Here is a 2234-nt window from a genome sequence, read left to right as displayed (position 1 = left end):
GCTCCTCCCTCTTTGAGTAGGCCTCAAGGCTCTTGAGGTAGAGGTACATGAAAAGTCCGCTCAGGGAAATCTGGATGATCGCCAGAGCGGCCCCAGTCCGGAAGTCTAGGAGAGTCATGACGGAGGTGAATATGTCAACCTCGATGGTGGCGTAGCGGTAGCCCCCGAGGATGAGGGGTATCGAGAAGCTAAGAAAGCAGAAGACGAAGGTGAGCATTGCGGAGGCAAAAATAGCTGGAGAGATCAGCGGTAGTGTGACCTTCCAGAAGAGCCTCCAGCCTCTCGCCCCAAGGGCCATAGCCGCCTCCTCGTAGTGGGGGTTTACCCTCTGCCAGAGCGCCGAAACCATCCTGACAACAATGGGAAAGTTGTAGAAGGCGTGAGCGAGCAGGATCGCCTTCCAAGTGTAGATGATCCCAAGCTCGTGGCCGATTAGGTCCGCTATAATTCCGTCCCTCCCGAAGAGGATGACAAAGCCTAGGGCGACCATTATGCTCGGCATCACGAAGGGAACCGTGAGCAGGGCCTTTATGGCCCTCTTGCCTGGGAATTCATAGTTGGCGAAGATGTAAGCCCCGGGGAGTCCCATGGCCAGAGTAAGCAGGGTCGAGGCGAGAGCCTGGCCGATAGTGAAGGCTATTACCCTCCTGTGGTAGCTGTTCCCGATGACCGAGATGATGGGGGAGAGGGTGAACCCATTCTCCCAGAGGCCCAGCTTGAGCACGCTGGCTATGGGGAGGTAGAAGAAGACCAGCAGGAATGCAACCGGGACGAGGAGGACGAGGTGAGCGATCCTGAACCTCATGGCCAAAACTCGGTTTTGAGGGTTTATAAGTATTGATTAGCAAAGCCCTTAAGTTCATAGACCAAGTTCCTCCGGTGATGCCATGAAGGCTCCGGATCTTGGGATAAGGATCGGACTTTATGATCATGGGAGGAGAAACTCTATAGGGGATTTGGGCATTAAGGTCGGCCACAGCACCCTCATAGAAGGAGAGAGCATCAGAACGGGCGTTACCGTTCTTTTGCCACCGGTAGAAAACCCCTACCACGAGAGGCTCTTCGCTTCAACCTTCGTCATGAACGGCTTCTCAAAGCCGATAGGCTTCGTTCAGGTTGAGGAGCTTGGCTACATCGAGACGCCGGTAGCTCTAACCAACACTCTGGGTGTCTACACAGTCGCGAGCGCAATGGTAAAGCACATGATCGAGCTGAACCCGGATTTGAAGAGCGTTTCTCCAGTTGTCATGGAGTGCAACGATTCCTACCTGAGCGACATAAGGAAGATGCCCGTTCGTGAGGAGCATTACTTCGAGGCAGTGAAGAACGCAAAGCTGGACTTCGAGGAGGGCTCGGTTGGAGCAGGAACGGGAATGAGCGCCTTTGAGTTCAAGGGTGGAGTAGGTTCATCGTCGAGGGTCGTTGAGATAGGAGGGGAAGAGTACACGGTGGCATCCCTCGTCCTAGCGAACTTCGGGAGGAGGGAAGACCTTACCATCGCTGGAGTCCCGGTCGGCCTTCACCTGAGGGACTACCCCAGAAGGGGCACCTCCGGCAAGGGGAGCATCTCGATAGTTGTAGCGACGGACGCCCCGCTCACTGCGAGGCAGTTAAGGAGGCTCGCGAAGAGAACAGTGGTAGGCCTCGCGAGAACTGGTGGCTACGCCTATCACGGGAGTGGTGACGTTGTTTTAGCCTTTTCAACGGCCCAAACCGTTCCAGTTGGGGAGGAGCCCGAGCTTGTGAGCTTTCTACCGGACAATTCTCTCAGTAGGCTCTTTCGGGCAACGGCGGAGGCAACGGAGGAGGCTATACTAAACGCCCTCCTCCAGGCGGAAACAATGAAGGGCAACAAACATGTGAGGTACAGGTTACCCATTGAGAAAATTCTCCCGTTACTAGAAGAGCGCTCCAAGAGCTCTGGGTTTTAGATTGAACTCTACTTCATACCTTGGTTTTACGTTATAACTACGGTGCTTAAAGCTCGTAAGAGGTTTAAACTTTGAAAATCAAAATTCTTAAATATGAAGATATTCTTTCAGAGATATGGTGGTGAAGATGACCAGGATCGTTTTAACCACGGACGAGACCCTAACAAGCACCTACCACGACGTCCCCCTACTTGACTTCCTCGGCTGTGCTCCCTACGGCAAACTCCCCACCTGGATTTACAACTTCCTCGACACACAGCTACCCGACGAGGACGGGGTTTTACCCCAAGCACCCTACGGACT

The 2234-nt window shown here is 53.9% G+C and carries 2 protein-coding genes and 1 pseudogene; 2 read left to right on the top strand and 1 reads right to left on the bottom strand.

Features of this window, described 5'->3' with window-relative positions:
* Positions 1 to 805 (bottom strand): ABC transporter permease subunit (locus MVD07_RS05120; RefSeq protein WP_297499362.1); only part of this gene is annotated, 805 nt, incomplete at its 3' end.
* Positions 806 to 887: 82 nt separating this feature from the next.
* Here MVD07_RS05120 and MVD07_RS05115 point away from each other — a divergent pair.
* Both MVD07_RS05115 and MVD07_RS05110 read left to right on the top strand, forming a co-directional pair.
* A complete protein-coding gene (locus MVD07_RS05115; protein ID WP_297499361.1) occupies positions 888 to 1931 on the top strand; it encodes a P1 family peptidase in 1044 nt (347 codons plus the stop codon).
* A 127-nt stretch (positions 1932 to 2058) separates the two neighbouring features.
* Positions 2059 to 2234, top strand: a pseudogene (locus tag MVD07_RS05110) (radical SAM protein); the annotation flags it as partial.

It is taken from the genome of Thermococcus sp. (assembly GCF_027008145.1).
In the GTDB taxonomy this organism is placed as follows: domain Archaea; phylum Methanobacteriota_B; class Thermococci; order Thermococcales; family Thermococcaceae; genus Thermococcus.
Note: the sequence above shows the minus strand (reverse complement) of the source record. Positions and strands in the feature narration are given on the sequence as shown.